Below are 21,319 nucleotides of genomic sequence, written 5' to 3'. Positions count from 1 at the left end.
TGCGCAGAGCAGGCAGCAAAATCAAATGGGAAATTCGAAACGAAAAAAGAAGCCTCCTTGACCGCGCACGGTGCGGGCGTATTCCAACGTCAGTACCCGGTCGTAGTACGTGACGAGGTGTACTCCCACTCCAGCAGAAGCTAACAGGCGACCTGGAAGCCGGTTGCCAGCTACAACCGAAGGCGTGCTTACGTAACCGGCGTCGGTAAAGGTATTTAAATACAGCACGAGAGGGATGTTGTTGATCTTAGGGTTAGCAACGTTTTGGAGCTGCACTTGTCCCGCATCAAACAGACGGTACGACACCCCTTGTTGCACAAGCGCATAATGTCGGCCATCCACTACATAAGGGTCATAGCCACGGACCAAAGCCTCATAACCAAGGGCTCGGTTGTCGGCATAAGACAAGCGACGACTGAAACGCAATTGGCCTTGTACTGCCCCGCTGTAGTAGAAAGGGCCACCAAGAGCGACGTAGCGGGCGTAGCGCGTACGGACCAGCAGTTGTGGGGGGGCTGCTGCATCAGCGAAACGCCGATAAACCACTTGCGCTTGCGCGTAATACCCCGTGAGCGGATAAGCAAAGGTGTTACGCTGGTTGAAAACCCCACTTAGACCAAGTTCCACATAATCCCGTTGGGTACGGCCTAGGTAGTAGGTGGGGTTAAGCAGGTTTACAGAATCAGATATCGATTCTTGGTGGTAGCTAACATCAAAAGCTGCAAGCAACCGTACGGTACGGCGCCACCGCAAACCTGCCGTAACGTAGCGCCGCTCAATAGGAAACCCATTTACTGGGCGAAATGCTACAAGCCGGTCCTGCAGGGTGGTATAATCCAGAGCTCGGGCCCGGTAGTAGGAACCTCCTACCCCTAATCCTATCCGCCGACGGCGGCCGTAGCCGGGCGCTTCATAGAAAAGCTCATACTTCCGGTTGAAACCCAGTTGCAGATTTGCTCGCACTTCTTCGTTGCGGCCTCGGAAATTTTTGCGGGTCAAATGAACGCCGTAGTCCACTCGTCGCCAGCGGTCAGGGCGGTCGGCCCAGGATCGGAAGTTACGGTCGGCAATGGAGAGGATAGGAACAGGGAACGTGTACCACCGCTCTTGGAAATTGAAAAGGATGGTTAGGCTCCCGTCCTGGCACAGTACTTCCGTCAGCACTTGATGGAACAACTGCAGATTGAAAAGACGGCGTCGATTCGCTTCTATCCGGCGGCCTAAACTGGAAGTAGATAGGGTGTCGCCTTCCTGGAAATCTAGCTCAGCGCGCAACGTACGCTCCTTGGTTACCTCGTTGCCAACAAACAGCAGTTTCACTACCCGTACTGCTGTGTAACCTGGGCATGCTAGCAGGGCTTGGGTAGTGGAGTCAGGAGAGGCCGCCACTGATTTAGGGGCAGCGCCAAGCACAACAGCGACAAAGAGCAGCATCACCCAAATAAAAAAAACGGAGTTGCGCACCCTAGCCCTTACTTACAGACTTAGGTATTTCAGCAAGGCGTCATACCGATCCTGCTCGTTTTCTCCCAGCTCACCAACCCCACTGAACTGCGCCGTAATGGCGTAGCCGAAACGTTCTAGAGTGGCAGCAATGCGCGTAAGAGAGGGCGTATTCACTTTCAGCGTAAGCCGAATACGATATGGGTCGTGTTCGTCCTGGGCTACATGCGCACTCAGCACCTTAGCATTGTTTTCTTCGATATAGCGGCTGATTGTACCCAACGAGTAGTCCCGCTCTTCCATTGAAAGCACAATAACGGCACCTTGGCCGGGGGCAATTGGTGGTTGCCCGAACGCAGCTAACGTGTCGCTTACGGTTACCACTCCCATGTACTCTCGTTGGTCGTCGAGGACAGGAACGAGCTGAATCTTGTTTTGAATAGCCACTTCCATAATGCTATAGAAATGCTGGTCGTGCTGTACGTGCACGTCTGCAAATCCTAGCGCTAGGTCACTGAGTAGTTGCTCCGAGCTTTCGGCGGGCTCGAAATCAAGTAGATCAGCTCCTGTAATTAGTCCCCTGTACATTCGGTCGTCGAGTACGGGAAGTTGGCCAACGTGGAATTCCTCCAGCCATTTGGCCGCTTTCCCGATTGTATCCGACACCTTCAGGGGCGGAATCATCTGGTTGAGCAAGTCTTCGGCAATCATCGAATGCATCGGCGAGGAAAGAGGAATTTAACGGATAAAAACGACGACCACTTAAGCTGAGTGGGTTGTAGTGGGGCAAAGAATTCAGCGTTGCGTATGCGCCCCAATATAGAGTACATACGCAGTTATAATAACTTCAGAAGATAGGAAGTTGCTGACAGACAAAAAAGTTTTGACTTCCTACTTTGAAAAACAAAACCACAGGAAAGAGGCTGAATCGGCCTCGTAGGTTGCTTTCCTAGAATCTGCTATTTCTAAACAGCCATGTGAGCTTAGTTAGCAGCAGTACTTTCAGCCTCGGTACGCCGCAAAAACTGCCCGAGAAGGATATTAAACTCGTGTGGACGCTCCATCATAGGAGCATGTCCACAACGGTCTAAGAAGCGAAGTTCTGAACCGCGGATAAGTGCATGAAAATCGTGAGCAACGAGAGGCGGCGTGATAGTGTCATTTAGGCCCCATACTAGCAACGTAGGCACTTGTATACCTCCCAGTTCTTTGCCAAGATTATGGCGTTGCGCAGAACGAGCAATAGAGATAATACGCAGGCATTTCGCGTTGGAGTTGGTGACGTTGAAGACCTCGTCCACTAGCTCTTTGGTGGCTACGGAGGGGTCATAGAAGGTATACGCCACTCGCTCTTGTACGAAGGCGTAGTTTCCGCGCTTGGGAAACGAGCCGCCCATGCCATCTTCAAACAAGCCACTGCTGCCGGTAAGCACCAAACGACAAACCTGAGATGGATTGCGCAGCGTGTATTCCAAGCCAACGTGGCCACCAAGGGAGTTGCCTAGCAGAGTGAAAGGCTCGTTCAACCCAATAGTCTTCACAAAGTCCTCTACGTACTTCACCAGTCCTGGCACGCCAGCCTGCGTGAGCGGCATGTCGTAGATGGGTAGCAGCGGAATAATGACGCGGTACTTAGGACGGAAGTAGGTTACGACGTCCTCCCAGTTGCTAAGGGCACCAAACAATCCATGCAGCAGCAGCAGAACAGGTCCGGCCCCTTCATCGACGTACTGAAATTCGTTGTATTCTTTGATCTGCAATTCCATCTTTTAGGGGGTAGCCGGGGTGGTATGCGCCACCGGCCCCTCTTCTACAATGATACAATACCGAACCCAATTGCGCAGCATAGCTAGTCCGTGGGTGGTGAGCAACGCCTCTGGGTGAAACTGCACCCCGACCAAGGGCAAGCTCGCATGACGCAAGGCCATTAGTTCCTGAGGCTCGTCGGTGGTATACGCCAAAGGCACCAACACAGACGGCAAGTCGCTCACCACTAAAGAGTGGTAGCGCGTAACAGTAACGGACGGGGGTAAGCCTTGAAATAGCTGCTCGTGGGCTACCACATCCATTTCAGATACTTTGCCGTGCATGGGTTTGGCGGCACGCGCCACAGTAGCTCCAAAAAATTCGGCTAGCGCCTGGTGCCCCAAGCAAACACCAAGCATAGGCACACGCTGATGCCACGCTGCTATTACCGCCATCAGGTTACCAGCCGCGGCTGGTGTGCCCGGCCCCGGCGACAAAACCAAAGCATCAAACTTCAGTTCTTCGAGGGAAGCCAAGGGCACATCATTGCGCACCACAAGCACCTCGCAGCCAAGCTGCTGGAAATAGTCCAGCAGATTATACGTGAATGAGTCGAAATTATCGAGCAGCAACAGGCGCACGGCGGGAGTAACTGAGTGTGGCAGTACCTGAGTGGAATAACAGAGTAGCTTTTGCTAAAGGCGCCTCAGACAACCACTAAAATACTGCGCGTAGCTTAACCAACAGCGTGCTGGCGAAAGGCATCACGAAGCCAACAATTTCCAGGGCGAAGGGCGTGGCTTGGCGTACCACAGGCAGCACCTCGGAAGTAGCTACAAGAGTAGGCGAAATCAACTGCAAGCTCGATAAGCCGATACCGTGCAGCAGCAAGCTCAGTCCTAGTACCCATTTCACTATCCCAACTGCACCACCACCCAAGTTGTCGAGAACTCCTAGTGGCGTGAGGTGCACTGCCTTCTTCACGAAGCTGCCAAGCAAATGTACACCCCATACAATGGCGGCAAATACCAGCAGGAACGCCACCAACGGCAGAAGCCCGAAAGCCTCCCCCACGTAATGACGCACCAACGGAATGGCATCGTTGAGCAGCATCAGCCCCCCTACTGCACCCAGTACAAAGGCTAGCAACGAGGCCACCTCCAGCACCAGTCCCCGCTGAAAGCCCTTTACGGCTCCTATGCCCAGCGGAATTAGCAGCAGAATATCGAAGGCAGACATAGGATTCGCTGGCGAAACAGTGACAAAGTGAGGCAGTGCGTCTGCCAATGGAGCTACTATGTTGTAGCCCATCGGCAAACGCGCTATTCGGCTCTACTACAAATTTGTGTTGTTAAGCAGGTTGTTTACCACCTGCGAGATTAGGCGGCCGTCGGCTTTGCCAGCTAGCTCGCGCGCGGCCACTCCCATTACTTTGCCGAGGTCGGAGGGGCCAGTGGCACCTACGCGTTGAATGATGCCCACCAAGTGCTCCACCAAATCGGCTTCGCTAAGCTGCTGAGGGAGATATTCCTCGATGATAGCCAACTCAGCTAGTTCCACTTCTTCGAGGTCGGAGCGGAACTGCTTGTTGTAGGTTTCGGCGGCTTCGCGGCGCTGCTTGGCTTGCTTGGTAAGTAGCTTTACCTCGGCGTCTTCGGTAAGAGCCGCGCCATGCTGGCCTTCGGCCGTTTCGGCCAGCATAATCTGGGATTTGATGCTGCGTAGCGTAGTAAGACGAGTTTTGTCTTTAGCTAGCATAGCCTTTTTGATATCTGCGTCGATGAGGTCTTTCAGAGCCATAAGTCGGGAAGGAATGAGGATGCAAGATTACGGGTTTTTGCACGATGCATTGGGTGCTACTTCTAGTAAAGCGTCGTAGCAAGCGGTAACATCATCAATATATACAGCTAACTGGCACGCTTTACGACGAAGCCCATAGGGCCCTGTTATCACCACTGGCGCACCAAAAGTCAGTAATATATTGGGTGGTGTCAGTAGCGGCTTAGCTAAGTTTAACAGGTCGGTGGCGGCAGGGGGCACATCGGTAATGCGTCGGATTGCTATTAGGCTGGTAGCCGGAGCCGAGAGCCTCCACACCAAACCTGCTCGTAGCAGCAACTCTCCGGAGGCAGTAAGCAGCACGGGCGGACACAGCAACACGGCCCGTAGATGTCCTATAAAGCCAACTAGCATGTATACGTTCAGTAATAGTGCGGCCAATGCTACCCCGGGATTCCAGCGTACCAGCAGAATATGAGCCGCACCAGTTTCAATAACGGACAAGCCAGCAAAAGTGAGCAGAAGCGCAACGAAACCTGATTGACAGTGGCCACTGAAAGCCTGCTGCCCAACCAAGTACCGCGGCTTGCTTTTCCAACTCAGAAAAGCATGGTACCATAAACTGGCCTCAAATACCAAACCCTCAACTGGCTGGTTGAAAACGGCAGTGAAGGCAACAGATAAGTTGGCAGTTATATCAGGTGTGCTAGGGCGGGCAGCTAGATAAGCCAGCCGCAACCGACGCATATTCAGCAGCAGGAGCAGAAAGGATGCAGCTTCCAGCAATGGTAACACCTGCCTAGCACCGCGCAGGTACTCTTGTTGCGCCACTGGAATTAGGTAGTAGCTCAGCGCAAGCATAGCGGCAAAAACTACCCCTATCGCTGTAATGGGCAACTGATAGCGGCGCACAATAAAAATGTAAAACAGCACGGGTGGCCATACCAGCAAATCGAAGGTTACGGCCGCCGACAGCGTCGGGCGAACCAGAAAATCGGGTTGCTGAATAATGAAATACTCGACGCCCAGCACCAGCACAGCTAGACTACTGAACAGCAGAACGGGGCGAAAGCGGGCAGATACAGAGGGAGCCATGGGCGCAGCGAAGAAAACAGGGAGCATAGTTCGGAGTTGTATCTTTGACTCCTTACCGGGAACAGCCAAGACGAACCACTCCAAAGATGACCAAGCTTAGCGTAAACATAAATAAAATAGCTACTCTGCGGAACGCCCGCGGCCACAACCGTCCTAACCTACTTGAGGTAGCGCGCGACTGTGAGCGGTTTGGCGCTCAAGGCATTACAGTTCACCCCCGGCCCGACGAGCGGCATATCCGCTACCAGGATGTGCGCGACTTGAAAGCCCTGGTTACTACGGAGCTAAACATAGAAGGTAACCCCACGCCCGACTTTCTGAATTTGGTGCACGAAGTGCGCCCGGAGCAGGTAACCCTAGTGCCCGATGCACCGGATGCCATAACGTCTAACGCTGGGTGGAACACGGTAGAGCATCAGATTTATTTGATGGGTGTTGTGCAGGAATTGAAAGCGCTGGGCTGCCGAGTTAGCATTTTCCTCGATCCAAACCTGGAGATGGTGAAAGCCGCTGTTGGGACTGGCACCGACCGAATTGAGTTGTACACCGAAGACTATGCGCGTGGCTACCACCACGACCGGGAGGCAGCCATTCTTCCCTACCGTACTGCCGCCACTTTAGCTCAGCAACTAGGCCTCGGTATCAACGCGGGCCACGACCTCGACCTCGACAACTTGGCCTATCTTCATCAGAACCTGCCCGGCTTGGATGAGGTAAGCATTGGGCACGCGCTGGTGTGCGACGCCCTCTATCTGGGCCTCGAAAACACTATCCAGCTCTACCGTCGTCAGCTGGCTTCCGACAACTAATCTTGCCCATCCTCAGGTACTCACTCAGTTCTCGCAAACCAGCGGGTGTTGAGCGCTGCTTGTTCATTGACTTCTTATGCCTCGCTCGCCCCTCCCCGACTTTCTGCAAGGTCCTGCCAACACGCCTATTCTTGATGTGCGTGCTCCGGTGGAGTACGCCCACGGCCACATACCGGGGGCGCTGAGCTTTCCTTTGTTTTCCGATGAGGAGCGGGCCCGCATCGGCACTACCTACAAGCAAGCCAGCCAGGACAAAGCCGTGTTATTGGGGCTGGACTTGTTTGGGCCGAAGATGAGCCAGATGGTGAAAGTGGCCACCAAACTAGCTCCGGGCAAGGAAGTGCGCGTGCATTGCTGGCGCGGCGGTATGCGCAGTGGCGCTGTGCAATGGCTGCTGGAATTGGCAGGCTTTCAGGTGCATTTGCTGAATAAAGGCTATAAGGAGTATCGCCAGTGGGTGCTTGCCCAACTCGCAGTGCCCCGGCCTTTGCTGGTGTTAGGAGGCCTTACAGGATCAGGCAAAACCGATGTCCTGCACGAGCTGGCGCGGCTACAGGAGCCAATAGTGGATTTGGAAGGCCTAGCCAGCCACAAGGGTTCGGCCTTTGGAAGCATTGGCCTGCCGCCCCAGCCCACGCAAGAGCAGTTTGAAAACGACTTGGCATTTGCGTTGAACAAGCTTTCGGTGGACGTTCCAGTTTGGGTGGAAGACGAGAGCCGCACGATTGGTGGCATTCATGTGCCACCGCCCTTGTTCCGGCAAATGAGCGAAGCCCCGCTGGTGGTGCTGGAAATACCGCGTTCCGTCCGAGTGCGCAAGCTAGCCGAAGAATACGGCCGCGAAGACCCAGGTGCCTTGGCTACGTCTATCCTGCGCATCAGAAAGCGGTTGGGTGGGCTGGCCACCAAGGAAGCGTTGTCTGCTATTGGAGAAGACGATATGGAGAAGATGGTAAGTTTAGTGCTAGATTACTATGACAAGACCTATAGCCACGGCCTAACGAACCGTTCTGCTATCCGCGTCCCATCTGATACCTGTGACGCTGCCGTAAATGCCGAGTTGGTGCAGCTAGCAGCCCGACAAGCTAATCTGCTTACTGACCACCCTACTTCCCTCCCTTCCCGTGGTGCCTAAGCTGCGAGTTGCTCGCCCTACTGACCAATTGGCGGCTGTGCTGTGCTTCTACCGCGACGGACTAGGCCTCACCGAACTCGCTTCCTTTACTGCCCACAATGGGTTTGATGGCGTAATGCTGGGTGCCCCGCAGGCTCCTTACCACTTGGAATTCACACACCAACCCGGCCACCACGTAGGCCGGGCACCCACCGCCGATCATCTATTGGTGTTCTACTTACCAGAACGGTCGGAGTGGGAGGCGGCGGTGCAGCGCATGCAAGCAGCCGGCTTTGCGCCACTTCCGGCTTACAATCCGTATTGGGACCAGTTGGGCCTTACGTTTGAAGACCCGGATGGCTACCACGTAGTATTGCAACATAGCGCTTGGGCGCTATAGCCGTCTGCTCTTCTGTCTCTTTTACTTTTTGCTACTGATGACTCCCGAAACCACCGACCAAATTCGCCTCACCCAGTACAGCCACGGTGCTGGCTGCGGCTGCAAAATAGCGCCCAAGGTGCTCGACCAGATTCTGCACACCAGTATTCCGCAGCCCCACGACGACAAGTTGCTGGTCGGAAACTCCTCGCGCGATGATGCGGCTGTCTATGACATTGGCAACGGACAGGCACTCATCAGCACCACCGACTTCTTCATGCCCATCGTGGATGATGCCTACGATTTCGGGCGTATTGCTTCCGCCAATGCCATCAGTGACGTGTATGCTATGGGCGGGCGGCCCGTTATGGCCATTGCCGTGCTTGGATGGCCTATTGATAAGCTGGCGCCGGAAGTAGCTCGCCGCGTGATAGAAGGAAGCCGGAGTATCTGCCAGGAAGCGGGCATCCCGCTGGCTGGCGGCCACAGCATCGACTCGCCCGAGCCTATTTTCGGCTTGGCCGTGACGGGCATGCTCGCCATCGAAAACCTCAAGCAAAATGATACGGCCACTGCTGGCTGTGAACTGTACCTCACCAAACCTCTCGGCGTGGGCATGCTCACGACAGCTCAGAAGCGTGGAATTCTGCGCCCCGAGGACGAGCAAATAGCGCCGCGCAGCATGATGCAGCTCAACAAAATAGGCGAAGACTTAGGCAAACTCGCCGCGGTGCGCGCCATGACCGACGTGACAGGCTTTGGCTTGTTGGGCCATCTTTCTGAGGTATGCGAAGGCAGCAACTTAACAGCAGAAGTACGTTTTAGCGCCGTGCCGCTCATTCAGGAAGCCGAATTGTACCGGGCGCAAAAAGCCATTCCGGGTGGTACCGTGCGCAATTGGGACTCGTACGGCCACAAGATTGGCGCCATCACCGACGAGCAACGCGCCTGGCTCTGCGACCCCCAAACGTCGGGCGGGCTTCTGGTGTGCGTAGAACCAGCTGGGCGCAACCAAGTGCAGGCAGTGTTCAAGCAGCACGGCCTAGAACTGCAGCCTTTCGGAACGTTGCGTGAGCATCGAGCCGATGAGGCGTGGATTCAGGTTAGTTAAGCCTAGTCTGTGAAAACTGTTGCGCTCCTACGGCCCCTATTGGAGTTTGGGGCCGTAGTTGTGGCCCTGATTGTGGGGTTACGGTTGATTACCGGTTTGTTTGGCACCCGCCGCAAAACTTACCAGATTTCCTTTAGCCGGCAAGTGGCGCTGTTGTTTTGGCCGCTGTTGTGCCTGGCCGTGGGTCTACCCTTTTTGGCTTCCTTTCTCTTTGTGGGCACACTCTCGGCCTACGAGTTGATTTTGCTGCTGATAATTTCAGCGTTGGTTCTAGGGTTTGCAGCTCCTGCGCTGGTGCTGCATCTGCACTACTATTTGCGCAATCATGCCACGCAAGTGGTATTCGAGCCCAAGCAAAATGTGTTGGAAGTGTTCGAAGACGGCCAACGCGTGCCGTTTACGCGCGCCGATATACAGCGGGTGGTGTATGCCCGTTGCGTTTCACCCCGCCTCTTCTGGAGCAACTACGAATACGTGCAGCTGTACCTGCATGATGGCCGCATAGTCTCTATTACCTCGTTGTTGCTTAAGCTCACGTCATTAACTGACTTTCTACGCAACACCAAGCTGGAAACCACAAGGCGGTGGTTCTGTTTTGTTCGCCCATAACGCCAGTTTGTGCAAAGCCTCTAGAAGGATACCAGCCATTCACGGCGTTTATTGACTCCTAATATGGCTGGCTAGTGAAACACTCTGCTGAATGCGTCGGCAACTACCTCGGCAACTCAGGTAGGCCTGCGTAAGCGGTAAAGCAACCCGGGCCATCCACAGATATGCTAGTGTTTCCCGACCTTTACCCGCTCTTTCCGCTTTTATTATGCAACTACATCACCGCGAAATAGGCCAAGGCACCCCTTTGGTAATTCTACACGGCCTCTTTGGCACCCTCGATAACTGGCAAACATTAGCACGCCGCTGGTCGGAGGCTGGCCATCGGGTGGTTAGCGTTGACTTGCGCAACCACGGCCGTTCGTTCCAAACGCCCGAGCACACCTACGAACTGATGAGTGCAGATGTACTCGCCCTTCTAAACAGCCTTGCCCTTGGACCGGAACTAACGCTGCTCGGGCACAGCATGGGCGGCAAAGTAGCCATGCGCTTCGCCCTCGACCACCCAGACCGCCTGGCTAAGCTAGTGGTTGTAGACATAGCTCCGCGCTTTTCCGATATGGCGCATCAAGACGATATTCTAGAGGGCCTAAATGCCGTTGACCTCACCACCATTGAGAACAGGCAGCAAGCCGATGACGCACTGGCTCAGCATATTCGGCAGCCTGGGGTGCGCCAGTTTTTGCTGAAGAACTTGTATCGTTTAGAGGATAACTCGTTTGCGTGGCGCCAAAACCTACAAGCTCTTACCAGCAACATAGCTGAGATTGGCGCCGAAATCAGTGGCTCAGCCCCGTGCCTGAAGCCCACTCTTTTCATTCGGGGTGGCAAATCGGACTATATCACCGCGGAAGACAAGCTGTACAGCATTCCCACTTTGTTTCCCAATTCGCAAGTGGAAACTGTTGTCGATGCTGGTCATTGGGTGCATGCAGAAGCTCCGGATACCGTATTTGAACTGGTGCGTGCCTTCATTGGCTCATAAGCACCTAACGCTTTTACAGGCTTACGCACTGCTAATCTCCGCTCTATTGTCTTTTCTGTGAAAACCGGCATTCTGTACCTCGTTCCTACTATTCTTGCCGATGACACGGCGCCGCAAGTGTTGCCTCCTCAGGTTGCTGCACATGTAAGCGCGCTATCTCACTTTTTAGTGGAGAATGCTCGAACGGCCCGGCGCTTCATCAAAAGCATAGCGCCCAATCAGGTAATTGAGGAACTGCGTATTAGCGTCATCGACAAAGACAGCTCAGAGGCTGAAATTCAGGCCGCCTTAAAACCCCTCCTTGCCGGGCATGATGCCGGCGTAATTTCCGAGGCCGGCTGCCCCGGCATTGCTGACCCTGGCGCTGAATTGGCCCGAGCCGCGCACACACACGGCATCAAGGTTGTGCCACTCGTAGGGCCCAGCAGCTTGCTGTTGGCCCTCATGGCGTCGGGCATGAACGGGCAGAGCTTCACATTTCACGGGTACCTGCCCATCGACCGAAGCAGCCGAGTTGCTGCCATCAAGCAACTCGAAAAACTGACTCTAACCCAGCACCAGACGCAGCTTTTCATTGAAACGCCCTACCGGAATATGCAACTGCTCGAAGACCTTCTGAGCCAATTGCACCCCACTACTCGTCTGTGTATTGCGGCTAGCTTGACTGCACCTAATGAGTACGTGCGTACCAACACCGTAGCTGGCTGGAAAAAGGTAGGCCTACCTGAGATTCACAAACAGCCTGCCGTATTCCTGATAGGTAAGTAAGACTAGGTTACAGCTGATTTGTAGCGCACCTACCAGATTGCAGATGCTCGCCGTACAGCTTAGCTGTAAGTACCCATTGAGCTAGAGTTCAGCGAGTCTTACGACAGCAGTTGATACACTAGTAGCGAGGCCACATACGCAAGGCCCGTCATGTAGACGAGTTGGAGCATAGGCCACGTCCACCCTTTGGTTTCGCGGTAGGTAGTAGCCAACGTGCTCATGCACTGCATAGCAAATACATAGAATACAAGCAGGGAGCCCGCACGAGCCGGTGTGAAAAACGGTTTTCCATCAAGGCCTTTTTCAGCGGCCAGCTTCTGTTGTACCGTTAGCTCATTGGCATCCTGTCCTACGCTATAGATGGTCGACATAGTGCCTACAAACACCTCCCGGGCCGCAAATGAAGTAAGCAGCGAAATACCAATCTTCCAGTCGAACCCTAGCGGCCGAATAACAGGTTCGATCAAGTGACCAAAGCGGCCAGCATAAGAAGCCTCCAACTTTTCAGAGGCTACGTGCGATTCCACTTCGGCGGCGCTACGGGCTTGTTGGGTTGCCGTGACACGGGCCTGCTGCTCGGCTTTCTCTAGTGCGTTGCCGGGCCCGTAAGAAGCCAGCACCCACAGAATCACCGAAATAGCTAGAATCACCTTACCCGCTTGGAACACGAAAGCTTTTACCTTCTCCACAATGGTCAACCCCACATTCTTCCAGCGCGGCCAGCGGTAGACAGGGAATTCCATGATAAAGTAGCTCCGCTCCTTAGTCTTCATAATCAGCTTGAGCGCCCATGCTGACCCTACCGCCGACACAAATCCAAGTAGGTATAAGCCCATCAACGCCACACCCCGCAGGTTGAAAATACCGAGTACCGGCTGGTCAGGCACCACCAGCCCAATAAGCACTGTGTACACCGGAATTCGGGCTGAACAGCTCATGAGCGGCGTCACGAAGATGGTAATCATCCGGTCTTTGCGGTTCTCGATGGTGCGTGCGCTCATAATGGCGGGCACAGCACAGGCCATTCCCGAAATCAAAGGCACTACACTCTTTCCGTTCAGTCCAAACTTGCGCATGATGCGGTCCATCATGAATGTGACGCGGGCCATGTAGCCAGTTTCTTCAAGCACCGCAATGAAAGCGAATAGCAACGCAATCTGCGGAATGAAAATCAGTACACCGCCCAAGCCCGCCAATACGCCTTCCGTCAGGAGGCTGATGAGCGGCCCTTCGAATGACGTTTGGATGAGACTGTTTATCCACGCAACTCCTTGATCAATCAATTCCATAGGGTAGCTGGCCCAAGAAAAAACTGCCTGGAACAACAAGAACAAGACCGTCAAGAAAATCAAGTAGCCCCACACCCGGTGTGTCAAAACCCGGTCGAGGCGGTTACTGTAGGGTTCAGCCTTTTCAGTGCGTGTCACTGATACCACATTCAGGAGCAACTCATTGATATGGTTGTACCGATCAATAGTTTCCTGTGCTTGACGCGGAGTAGGCTCGAAGTTATATTTCGCTACCAGCTCTGCTATGTACGCTTTGTCGTCGGCGGTCAGAAAACTGATATGCCGAAACTGATGCGCATAGTGAAGGGCCAGGTAATCGTTGTGCAGGTTAAAGTAATACCTGATTTGCCGGAGCATGGGCAATAGCTCTGCATCCGGCTCATAGAACCGGGTAGTACCCGCATCAAGCTGCTGCGCCATCACAATTTTGAGGGCTGCCACCCCAATGCCTTTGCGGGCATTCATAGGAATGACTGGAACTCCAAGCTCTTCTTGTAAGGCGTCTAAGTCGATGTTGATGCCATGCTGAGCAGCCACGTCCATCATATTGAGCGCCAGCACCAGTGGTAGCCCAAGATCTGCTAGTTGCGTGAACAGAAGCAAATTGCGGCGCAGGTTGCTGGCATCGGCCGTTACAACCACAAAATCTGGGTACTGAGCCGACGCCTGATCGTAGAGCAGATCGGTAATGACCTTTTCGTCGAGGCTCTTGGGGTACAGAGAATACGTACCCGGTAGGTCAATTATTTCAGCGTGGTGCTGAGGGGTAAGCTGGCTTACTCCCGTTTTGCGGTCTACAGTTACGCCCGGAAAGTTTCCAACCTTCTGATTTAACCCCGTCAGTTGGTTGAAAAGCGACGTTTTGCCTGAATTAGGATTACCGATCAGCGCTATGCGCGTGAGGCCCCGAGCTGCCACTGGCACAGTGCTAGCGGCGTGTGGTGCAGCGGCCGAAGCCGCCGCTCCAGCGGGAGCGGTACGTATTCCGGCATTACTCATGCGCGGTTACTCCTTCAATAGTATAGTGGCTGCTTCACTCACCCGCAGCGACAAGGTGTAATCGGCGGCTTCTCCTACCACTAACGTAATAGGACAACCTAACGGTGCTCGGCTATTGAGCCGTACCTGCGTGCCTGGAATGCACCCCATTTCCAACAGCTTAAGAGCCATTTCTGGGTCCTTCAGGCAGCAAATTGTGCCGCTTTCGCCTAGGCGCAGATCTTTCACGCTACGAGGAGCGACAACAGTTTGGGCGGAGGCAGAGCGGATGGGCACAGTAGCTGGGTTATTTAGACTTACTTTAAACAAAGGTACAACCCATTTAGGTTTCAGCCAAAGTCATATCTATTAAGTACACGGACGAATTCAACCTTATAAATATTCCTTCTCATAATTGCATTTTTATAAATATTTTAAGAAAACATGCCGGAAATCGGCATTATCATTTTAATTTTGGGATATAACACTAGCCTGCTACTTATGCTCCAACGCGTACTTACTTTCGTTTCGTTTCTCCTACTGCTCCCCGCATTGGCTATGGCCCAGGAGAACCGTCTGTCCGGTCGCATTGTCGACCAGAAGACCAAAGAGCCCATCCCTTTTGCCTCGATTGGGTTGAAGGAAGAATCAACTGGGGCTCTAACCAATGAATATGGTTTCTTTCAGATAGCAGCACCCGAAAAGAATGCTACTGACTCGCTCATCGTAATTGCACTCGGCTTCAAGCGCGTGGCCGTGCTAGTGAAGCGTGGTGCTTCGCAGGCCGACATGATTGTTGAAGTGCCTAAGCGAGTGATTGAGTTGGCCAACGTAACCGTAAAAGGGGGCAAGGTGAAAGACCTCTCTCTAGGCTCCAAATCAGCTACGCCTGGCGAAGGCATGATTCAGGGTATGCCTGGTAGCCAGTACGCCTTCTTCGTGAAGAACGACAAAAACAAGAAGCTTGGCAACGTACGCTCTGTATCATTCTACATAGGCGAAAACGGTTTCCCACGCGAACCATTCCGGGTACGTCTCTACAAAGCCGATGGTAACTACAATTCGCCAAATACCGATATTCTCACTGAAAACGTAGTGGTATCGGCTCCTAAAGGTGGCGAGTGGTACACCATTGATTTAACTCCCTACAACATCGAAGCGCCCACCGAAGGGTTCTTTGTAGCCATGGAATGGATTGTAAGCGGTGACAAGTTCTATACCACCAACTTCATGGACACATACACTCCTTATGGTCAGATTATGCGTCCTACTTTCGAATTCAAAGAAAGCCGCACTTGGAGCTATACCATGGGTAAAGGCTGGACTCTACTAACACTAGCTAGCAACGGCCAGCGCTACAACGCCATGATTAAGGCTGAAGTAGACCAAATCAAGGACTAATCACAGGTTAACCCTGATTGGTCAATTAAGCACTGATTCTGCACTTAACTACACTAAAAAACCCACTGGCATGACCAGTGGGTTTTTTAGTGTATGCTATATAGCTGTTCTACCGGATTGTGCTCTGCACTAGGCGCACACTCTAGTCAGCGGCTTTGGTTTCGTTGCTTTACTTAATCACAGCAATTTCCACCCGGCGGTTTTGCTGGCGGCCTTCTGCAGTGGCGTTGCTCGCTACTGGGGCGCTTTCACCCATAGGTTCCAGTGTAATCCGGTCGGCGCCGATGCTGGCGTTGGATGTCAGCCAATTTTTTACCGCTTCAGCACGCTGGGCGCTTAGCTCTTTGTTGTAGTTCTTGTCACCACGCGAGTCGGCGAAGCCCATAACGCGTACCTGACTTTTGCCATAACGACGTCCAATAGAGCCTCCTATTTCGGACAGTGCACGAGTGGCAGTAGGCTTGATGGTAGCCTTGTCGGTGTCGAAAAGAACTGTTTCCTCTAAGCTATATACACTGTACTTGTCGTCGCCACGCACCGAAATTTCGGGTAGGTCGATTTCCTCATACTTTACATCCGCCAGTTTGGCTTTGGTCATGTCCCAGGCTGCGTCTACAGAGTTAGCCGCACCGGCAGCAGCATCAGCAACAGTGGCACCTTTGCGGTATACTACTGCCGTGTCGGCAGTGGCTTCTTGTGGCTCATCTTTTTCCTCAGGCTTCTTTAGGTCGTTACATCCAGACGCTAATAGGGCCGTCAGGGCGAGGACAGAAAACAGGTTCTTTTTCATGGCGTAGCAATAATTAGTTGGGAAAGGAAGATTTGCAACGCTTACGCAGGCAAGCACTAGAGGTTGACTAAGCACTATATAAGAACGGCTAGGCCGGCCCAGCAAACACAGTCTCTGTGTCCACCGGGCCGGCCTAGCCGTTCTTATGTGATACTATGATGCGTTACTTGGTTTGTGCTTGGTTGGTAATCCAACTTCGGATGAGCTCTAGGGCCGCTGGTGAAAATGTCTCGCGTGGCTGGCCATTGACCAGTACCCACTCAGAAGGATCTGCTTGAAATAGATGATTGACGCCAGACAATTTTTTTGTAGTGATGTTGTGGTTAGCAGTCAGTGCTTTAGTAAGCCCACTCAGATTGGAGTCAGCAGCTACATCTGTATCAGCGGCGCCATTTAGCAACAGTACCGGGCATTTCACTTCATTGAGCAGAATCGCCGGATTGAAGTTCAAGAAATTACGATAGCGGGCAGAAGTTAGCTCAACAGCACGGTTTCTGGCGGTAACACTATCAATTGAGGCATCATACTGCCGCATCATTTTCATCAATACCTCGCGGGCCTTCTTAGAATCGGGAGTTTGCCGCACCACGTCTTGCATGACTTGCTGCTGCTTGCTGAAAACTGCTATATCGGTTTCCTGAACACCAATTTTACGCAGCAGCTCTTTTTGCTGCTGCAGAATGATGGTATTACCAGGGAGGCCATAAGCCCCTAGCGTTACGGCGAAAGCGGGAGGCAATGGCAATGCGGCGGTCAATAAAGCCACGTTTCCTCCTTGCCCGTGCCCCACTACGCCGATATGCGTAATATCTATCTCGGGGCGGGCCCGCAGATAGTTCAGACCAGCCTGCACATCACTCGTTAAGTCGGAGACAGTAACGCTAGAGAAATCACCCGCGGATGCTCCAACACCCCGATCGTCGAAGCGTAGGACAGCAATGCCACGACGGGTAAGGAAGTCGGCTAAAGTACCTAGGGGACGATAATCGCCTGTGGTGGCATCCCGGTCCTGAGGACCCGTGTCTGATACCAATACCACTGCTGGGAATGGCCCGGGCCCGGCAGGTATTGTAAGCATACCGCCTAGCTTCAGATTGACTGGCACGTTGGTATACGCAACTTCTTCCTCGCGGTAAGGTGGAGTAAGACGCGCCTTTGGGGCCGTGTTAATAGCAGAGGGCGCAAAAGTCAACGTCAGTGGACACTGGTAGCCAGGTTGGTGCCAAGTGCCTTTTACCTGCTTGCCATCAGCCGCCAATTGCCCAACAAAACGGCTACCGGCTTCATCGGCCGCAAACATAACCGTATCACCGCGTACTTCCACTTGCACCGACATCCGGCTGACCCGCTGGAGAGGCACGTCCATGGTAGCAAAATAAGAGCCACCTGTTAGGCTAACCAACCGGAATATTACCTCAAGTTCCCCTCCAGGCATTTTTAGGGGTCCTTTCCACAACCCGTCCAAGGTTGGGGCAGCCACTGCGGCTGGCGCGCTTAATACCCATAGCAACAGCACAGGCAGCCACACGTGCATGAGTAATGCGTGGACAGACTTCTTCATAAAACCAAAGAGAGTAGAGAAATAGGACTAAATAATCTGACTTAGGTGAAAGAAAGCGACTTACAGCCAATTAGGCTATGTATTTACTTTCACGCAAGATAGATATATCTCTTCGCTTTAGTCTAATTCAAAGGACTCATTAACAATTATTATATACCCATAAAATGAATAATGCTATTCCGCAATAAAAACTCGCTTCACTCGCTCACTTACATTGGTGAGTAACTCGTAAGGAATGGTGCCTATGCGACTGGCTAGTTCTGGGAGTGGCAGGTGTGGCCCGAAAACCTCAGCTATGTCGCCGGCCTGCGCGGCGGCAATGTGTGTCACGTCAACCATGCACATATCCATGCATACATTGCCAACCAAAGGAGCCCTAAGCCCCCGCACCATCACTTCACCCGCCCCGTTACCGAAACGCCGGTCGTAGCCGTCGGCGTAGCCGATGGCCAATGTAGCAATGCGCCGTTCGTATTCAACGGCTTGCCCACGCCGGCCATACCCAACGGTTTCGCCGGGAGGAAGCGTTTTTACCTGTGAAATGGTGGTTCTAAGTGTGCTAACGGGTTGCAGAGCACCTTGCTCCCGGCCAGTAGCTTCCACGCCGTAGAGGCCGATGCCCAGGCGCACCATATCCAGTTGCGCATCAGGAAAACGCAGGATACCGGCCGAATTGAGGGCGTGTTTGAGTATGGCATAGCCGAGCGCCGCTTCTAACAACGGTGTCATGCGGTGGAACGCGGCTAGCTGTTGCTGGGAGAAGCTGTTGTGTTGTTCTTCATCAGCACCAGCTAAGTGCGTAAGGGCGCTAGCTACGCGCAAATGCGCCGCGTTTTCACGCAACAAGCTGCACAGAGCCGGCACATCGGATTCGCTAAATCCTAGGCGGCGCATGCCAGTATCCAACTTGAGGTGAATTGCAGGGAGGGGCTGCTGGCGAGCAGCAACCAAGTACTCTTGGAGCCGCTCAAATGAATAAATTTCGGGCTCCAAATGGTACTGACGCAGCACTTGAAAAGCATCAGGCGAAGGGTTCATCACCATGATAGGCAGGCTAATGCCATGCTGGCGCAGGTTTACGCCTTCGTCGGTGTATGCTACGGCGAGGTAGTCGGCGCGGTGAAACTGAAGCAGGTTGGCTACTTCGTAGGAACCGCTACCGTAGGCGAAGGCTTTCACCATCACCATGAGTTTGGTACCCGGCTGAATGCGGCTACGGTAGAAGTTGAGATTTTGAGCCAGCGCATCGAGGTTCACTTCTAGCACAGTACCATGAATCTTCTGTTGAAAAGCTGCCACAATCCGCTCGAAACCAAATCGGCGGGCGCCTTTCACCAAGATAGTTTCCTGTCGGAAAGAGTCAGTTCGGAGGTGACGCAAGAAGTCGTCGGTGGTATCATAAAACACACTTTCCACTCCGCCGAACACCACTTGGTGCTGCCTGATTTCAGGTCCCACGCCCACCAAGCGCTCCACGCCATGGCTCGTTAGCTGCGCAGCCACGCGGGTATACAGCTCAGTGCCCGCCAAACCAGATTCCAAGACGTCGCTCAGAATGAGGGTGCGGCGGCCACGCCGGGGCTGGCGGGCTAAGGCATCGAGGGCCAGGGTGAGGCCAGCGAGGTCGTTGTTGTAAGTGTCGTCGAGGACGTAACAGTCATTGAGGGCCTGTTTCATCTCCAGGCGCATGGCTACCGGTTGAAGCCGGTCGAGGCGGTGCTGGATTTCGGTGGCGGGCAGTTGCCGCCAGAGCAATACCGATAGCGCCTGGAGGGCGTTTTCCACCGAAGGCTCATCAGCGAAAGGTAGCGTGAAGGTGTGCTCCTGGGGCCGTGGGCGGCTCAGATTTACGCGTACCACTGTGCGGTCGGCGGAAGCTTCGGCTACAGTCACGGCTACATGCGCCAGGTGCGGCTGTTGGCGGCTCCACGTGAATGTCTGGTGTTCGGAGAGGTGACGGCAGGCGGCAGCGTGAATCAGCTCGTGGTCAAGGCAGTAAAAAAGCGTGTCCACGTTTTGAAACAGCTGCATTTTCTCCTCGACCTTCTCCTGATGATCGGTGAAACCTGCATCATGAGCGGTACCGATGTTGGTGAATACGCCCAGTGTAGGCTGTATCACGCGAGCCAAGCGAGCCATTTCGCCCCGTTCGGAAATACCGGCTTCAAAAATGCCCAGCGTGTGCGTAGGGTTCAGTTCCCACACACTCAGCGGCACCCCCACTTGCGAATTGTAAGAACGAGGGCTTTTGCATATCAGCTCGTCGGGAGCCAGCAACTGCGCCAACCATTCTTTCACGATGGTCTTGCCATTGGAGCCCGTAACACCGAAGACGGGCAGCCGGAACCGGCGGCGATGCTTGGCCGCTATGGTTTGCAGAGCCGCTAAAGTGTCTGCTACCAACAAGAACCCGGCTCCCGGATAAGCCAGTGTGCCCCCCGGTATTTCTTGGTTGCTATCTACTACAAACAACCGTACCCCGCGCTCATACAGCTCGGGCAGATAGATATGGCCATTGTGCTGAGGACCGCGCAGGGCAAAGAAAACGCTGCCAGCGGCCTGCCCTACCCGGCGGCTGTCCAGTAGCAGTTGATGAACCGGAGCGGAACCGGCAGGTGTCAGAAGTAGTGTGCCGTGGGTGAGGGCCGGAAGGTCGACGAAATCAAGCATCATGCGGCAAAGGTACGGCTAGGACAGCCGGAGTTGTGGTGGGCCGTTGACTATTGAAACCAAGACACGGCACCTCGTATTAGGCGCCGGGGGCAGAAAACAAAAAGAAGATGCAATGCAAAAGCTCGGAAGCGTTGAGCATGACCACCATAAGTGGTACTATAGCACATGCCACGGAAACCAACCACCAAGCCTGCATACCAGAGCAACCACTCGGCAGGAGCACTCGACGTCCGGAACACACGAATTTCAACTCATGAAAAAGCATTGGATTCGAGCAGTTTTTCTGCTTGTGCTTGCCGCTTGGGGGTGTACCACGCCAGCGGTACCGCCAGAATCCGTCTATGGGGCCCCAGCAGCAGTTATCTATTCGGAAGGGCGATTCAGCGGCGAATGGTACCGGCACAGCGACGGCCAGCCTTGCCTTACTGTGCTCAGCATTGGACACGACACCCTCAGCCGGTACAACATCAACGAAATAGGGTGCCACAACCTAGCTAGCATAGAAGCTTATACCGGCTATGCTACGGGAGACTTTCTCCACGTCTTTGGCGTACCCGAGCACCACAGTCCAGAACTTTGGTTTCACTTCGAAGCAGGACGCCAGCGGCTACTCTTGACCTACCAGCCCGTTGGCGTTGGCGGTCTGCCACGTCCGGCCATGGTACGTGACACCTTTTGGCTGGATTCAACTCGCGTTACTGGTCGTGCACGATAGTGCATTGCGCTGAGTATCCAGCATAAAGCAACTGAAGGCGTTACCTTTGCGCTCCTTTTGCTTGATTTAATACT

Annotated in this window: 21 protein-coding genes; 9 read left to right on the top strand and 12 right to left on the bottom strand. The window is 53.7% G+C overall.

Annotation, left to right across the window (positions count from 1 at the left end; genetic code table 11):
- Positions 1-21: 21 nt before the first annotated feature.
- The 7 genes from MTX78_RS02340 to MTX78_RS02310 all read right to left on the bottom strand — a co-directional run bounded on the left by MTX78_RS02340 (position 22) and on the right by MTX78_RS02310 (position 6,063).
- On the bottom strand, positions 22-1,434 hold the full coding sequence (locus MTX78_RS02340) for a POTRA domain-containing protein (RefSeq protein ID WP_243799560.1): 1,413 nt from the start codon (positions 1,432-1,434) through the stop codon (positions 22-24).
- Between the two features lie 42 nt (positions 1,435-1,476).
- Positions 1,477-2,163 carry a CBS domain-containing protein gene (locus MTX78_RS02335; RefSeq protein ID WP_243799558.1) on the bottom strand — a complete coding sequence of 229 codons (687 nt, stop codon included), beginning with the start codon at positions 2,161-2,163 and terminating at the stop codon, positions 1,477-1,479.
- A 263-nt stretch (positions 2,164-2,426) separates the two neighbouring features.
- Positions 2,427-3,209: an alpha/beta fold hydrolase gene (locus tag MTX78_RS02330; RefSeq protein WP_243799557.1), complete on the bottom strand. Its 783-nt coding sequence runs from the start codon at positions 3,207-3,209 to the stop codon at positions 2,427-2,429.
- A gap of 3 nt (positions 3,210-3,212) precedes the next feature.
- Positions 3,213-3,830 carry an anthranilate synthase component II gene (locus MTX78_RS02325; RefSeq protein ID WP_243799555.1) on the bottom strand — a complete coding sequence of 206 codons (618 nt, stop codon included), beginning with the start codon at positions 3,828-3,830 and terminating at the stop codon, positions 3,213-3,215.
- A gap of 76 nt (positions 3,831-3,906) precedes the next feature.
- Complete coding sequence (locus MTX78_RS02320) at positions 3,907-4,428, bottom strand: CvpA family protein (RefSeq protein WP_243799554.1); 522 nt, start codon at positions 4,426-4,428, stop codon at positions 3,907-3,909.
- A gap of 96 nt (positions 4,429-4,524) precedes the next feature.
- Positions 4,525-4,989 carry a GatB/YqeY domain-containing protein gene (locus tag MTX78_RS02315; RefSeq protein WP_243799552.1) on the bottom strand — a complete coding sequence of 155 codons (465 nt, stop codon included), beginning with the start codon at positions 4,987-4,989 and terminating at the stop codon, positions 4,525-4,527.
- A gap of 27 nt (positions 4,990-5,016) precedes the next feature.
- Positions 5,017-6,063: a hypothetical protein gene (locus MTX78_RS02310; RefSeq protein WP_243799550.1), complete on the bottom strand. Its 1,047-nt coding sequence runs from the start codon at positions 6,061-6,063 to the stop codon at positions 5,017-5,019.
- Between the two features lie 86 nt (positions 6,064-6,149).
- Between MTX78_RS02310 and MTX78_RS02305 the strand changes: the two genes are divergently transcribed.
- From MTX78_RS02305 to MTX78_RS02275, 7 genes are all read left to right on the top strand, one after another.
- Positions 6,150-6,872 (top strand): pyridoxine 5'-phosphate synthase, encoded by a 723-nt coding sequence (locus MTX78_RS02305; protein WP_243799548.1) that lies wholly within the window; start codon positions 6,150-6,152, stop codon positions 6,870-6,872.
- Positions 6,873-6,948: 76 nt separating this feature from the next.
- Complete coding sequence (gene mnmH / locus MTX78_RS02300) at positions 6,949-8,007, top strand: tRNA 2-selenouridine(34) synthase MnmH (RefSeq protein WP_243799546.1); 1,059 nt, start codon at positions 6,949-6,951, stop codon at positions 8,005-8,007.
- Positions 8,000-8,386 carry a VOC family protein gene (locus MTX78_RS02295; RefSeq protein WP_243799544.1) on the top strand — a complete coding sequence of 129 codons (387 nt, stop codon included), beginning with the start codon at positions 8,000-8,002 and terminating at the stop codon, positions 8,384-8,386. The genes mnmH and MTX78_RS02295 overlap by 8 nt, the downstream gene beginning before the upstream one ends.
- 37 nt (positions 8,387-8,423) lie before the next feature.
- Positions 8,424-9,476, top strand: a complete 1,053-nt coding sequence (selD, locus tag MTX78_RS02290; RefSeq protein WP_243799542.1) for a selenide, water dikinase SelD — start codon at positions 8,424-8,426, stop codon at positions 9,474-9,476.
- Positions 9,477-9,485: 9 nt separating this feature from the next.
- A complete protein-coding gene (locus tag MTX78_RS02285) occupies positions 9,486-10,085 on the top strand; it encodes a hypothetical protein (protein ID WP_243799540.1) in 600 nt (199 codons plus the stop codon).
- A 208-nt stretch (positions 10,086-10,293) separates the two neighbouring features.
- Positions 10,294-11,070 (top strand): alpha/beta fold hydrolase, encoded by a 777-nt coding sequence (locus MTX78_RS02280; RefSeq protein ID WP_243799538.1) that lies wholly within the window; start codon positions 10,294-10,296, stop codon positions 11,068-11,070.
- Between the two features lie 57 nt (positions 11,071-11,127).
- Positions 11,128-11,838, top strand: a complete 711-nt coding sequence (locus MTX78_RS02275; protein ID WP_243799536.1) for an SAM-dependent methyltransferase — start codon at positions 11,128-11,130, stop codon at positions 11,836-11,838.
- Between the two features lie 98 nt (positions 11,839-11,936).
- On the opposite strand, the gene feoB is transcribed toward MTX78_RS02275, so the two are convergent.
- Positions 11,937-14,126, bottom strand: coding sequence for a ferrous iron transport protein B (gene feoB, locus MTX78_RS02270; protein WP_243799534.1), 2,190 nt, complete (start codon positions 14,124-14,126; stop codon positions 11,937-11,939).
- A 6-nt stretch (positions 14,127-14,132) separates the two neighbouring features.
- Positions 14,133-14,402, bottom strand: a complete 270-nt coding sequence (locus tag MTX78_RS02265) for a FeoA family protein (RefSeq protein WP_394805604.1) — start codon at positions 14,400-14,402, stop codon at positions 14,133-14,135.
- Between the two features lie 204 nt (positions 14,403-14,606).
- Between MTX78_RS02265 and MTX78_RS02260 the strand changes: the two genes are divergently transcribed.
- Positions 14,607-15,506, top strand: coding sequence for a carboxypeptidase-like regulatory domain-containing protein (locus MTX78_RS02260; RefSeq protein WP_243799532.1), 900 nt, complete (start codon positions 14,607-14,609; stop codon positions 15,504-15,506).
- A gap of 169 nt (positions 15,507-15,675) precedes the next feature.
- Here MTX78_RS02260 and MTX78_RS02255 read toward each other — a convergent pair whose 3' ends face one another.
- The 3 genes from MTX78_RS02255 to MTX78_RS02245 form a co-directional block, all read right to left on the bottom strand.
- Entirely contained in the window at positions 15,676-16,296 is a 621-nt protein-coding gene (locus tag MTX78_RS02255; protein WP_243799531.1) for an OmpA family protein, read from the bottom strand.
- 163 nt (positions 16,297-16,459) lie between these two features.
- Complete coding sequence (locus tag MTX78_RS02250) at positions 16,460-17,857, bottom strand: alpha/beta hydrolase family protein (RefSeq protein ID WP_243799529.1); 1,398 nt, start codon at positions 17,855-17,857, stop codon at positions 16,460-16,462.
- A gap of 174 nt (positions 17,858-18,031) precedes the next feature.
- A complete protein-coding gene (locus MTX78_RS02245; RefSeq protein ID WP_243802796.1) occupies positions 18,032-20,527 on the bottom strand; it encodes a bifunctional UDP-N-acetylmuramoyl-tripeptide:D-alanyl-D-alanine ligase/alanine racemase in 2,496 nt (831 codons plus the stop codon).
- Between the two features lie 256 nt (positions 20,528-20,783).
- Here MTX78_RS02245 and MTX78_RS02240 point away from each other — a divergent pair, with 256 nt between their 5' ends.
- Positions 20,784-21,245, top strand: a complete 462-nt coding sequence (locus MTX78_RS02240) for a hypothetical protein (RefSeq protein ID WP_243799528.1) — start codon at positions 20,784-20,786, stop codon at positions 21,243-21,245.
- Positions 21,246-21,319: the final 74 nt, after the last annotated feature.

This window comes from Hymenobacter tibetensis (genome assembly GCF_022827545.1).
In the GTDB taxonomy this organism is placed as follows: Bacteria; Bacteroidota; Bacteroidia; order Cytophagales; family Hymenobacteraceae; genus Hymenobacter; species Hymenobacter tibetensis.
The sequence above is the reverse complement of the archived record's forward strand: the minus strand, read 5'-3'. Positions and strand labels throughout refer to the sequence as shown.